This window comes from Streptomyces sp. NPDC058646, from assembly GCF_042716875.1.
Classification (GTDB): Bacteria; Actinomycetota; Actinomycetes; order Streptomycetales; family Streptomycetaceae; genus Streptomyces.
The window spans coordinates 1-1,147 of the sequence record NZ_JBHXRK010000091.1 but is presented as its reverse complement, the minus strand read 5'-3'; the positions used below and the strand labels follow the sequence as shown (position 1 = coordinate 1,147).

The 1,147-nt window shown below is 70.4% G+C and carries 3 protein-coding genes; all 3 read right to left on the bottom strand.

Translation table 11 applies throughout. The features are described 5' to 3' along the window. A partial coding sequence (locus tag ACFWUZ_RS36360; protein ID WP_384382417.1) for an adenosylhomocysteinase occupies positions 1-125 on the bottom strand: 125 nt, incomplete at its 3' end. Next, entirely contained in the window at positions 103-1,008 is a 906-nt protein-coding gene (gene metF / locus ACFWUZ_RS36355) for a methylenetetrahydrofolate reductase [NAD(P)H] (protein ID WP_384382413.1), read from the bottom strand. The genes ACFWUZ_RS36360 and metF, both read right to left, overlap by 23 nt. Then, positions 1,005-1,147, bottom strand: a 143-nt coding sequence (locus tag ACFWUZ_RS36350) for a vitamin B12 dependent-methionine synthase activation domain-containing protein (protein WP_384382415.1), incomplete at its 5' end; no start/stop codon positions are given. The genes metF and ACFWUZ_RS36350, both read right to left, overlap by 4 nt.

Below are 1,147 nucleotides of genomic sequence, written 5' to 3'. Positions count from 1 at the left end.
CGGCGGATCGACATCAGGCCCGGCATCTCGTGCTCGGCCAGAGTGATCTCCTTGCGACCGAAAGCGGCAAGGGAAAGGTCTGCGACCTTGAAGTCGGTGAAGTCAGCGGTGGGCTGCGAGGACATGCTGGGTGCTCCTTGAGTTCAGTAGGTTCCGGTGGATCTCCAGGGTCGCCGTCGACCGGTTGAGCGTGATGTAGTGCAGGCCGGGGGCGCCTTCGGCGAGGAGCCGTCCGGCCATCGCGGTGGCGTACGCGACGCCGATGCGGTGCCCCTCCGCGGGGTCGTCGCGTGCGGCGTCCAGGCGGTGGGCCAGCTCCTCGGGGAACGCGGCACCGCTCAGCTCGGCGAAGCGGGAGATCTGGCGCACGTCGGTGGCCGGCATGATCTCCGGGATGAGCGGGGTGTCACAGCCCGCTGCCGCCACCCGGTCGCGCAGCCGCAGATAGTCCTCGACGTGGAAGAACATCTGGGTGATCGCGTAATCGGCGCCCGCCCGGCACTTGGCGACGAAGTGCCGGACGTCGCTGTCCCAGTCCGGTGACCGCGGATGGCGTTCGGGGAAGGCCGCCACCCCGACGCTGAACTCGCCCGACGCCTTGACCAGGCGCACCAGCTCGTGGGCGTGGGTGAAGCCCTCGGGGTGCGGGACCCAGGGGGCGTTCGGGTCGCCGGGCGGATCGCCGCGCAGGGCGAGGACGTCCCGCACACCGGCATCGGCGTACTGGCCGATGATGTGGCGCAGCTGGGCCACCGAGTGGCCGACGGCGGTCAGATGGGCGACGGGCCGCAGGGTCGTCTCGGCCGCGATCCACTTGGTCACCTCGACGGTACGGTCCCTGGACGAGCCGCCTGCCCCGTAGGTGACGGACACGAAGTCCGGTGCCAGCGCTTCGATCTGGCGGATCGTCTGCCGCAGCGTCCGGGCCCCGGCGTCGGTCTTCGGCGGGAAGAACTCGAAGGAGAAGGACGGGACCCCCCGGTCGAGGGTGTCGCGCAAGGTGCTCACGCGCGGCCTCCGGCATTGAAGTAGCCGGCCTCGGGGTGGTGGAGCACGATGGCGTCGGTGGACTGCTCGGGGTGGAGCTGGAACTCCTCCGAGAGGTGGACCCCGATCCGCTCCGGCTGGAGGAGGTCGGCGATCTTCG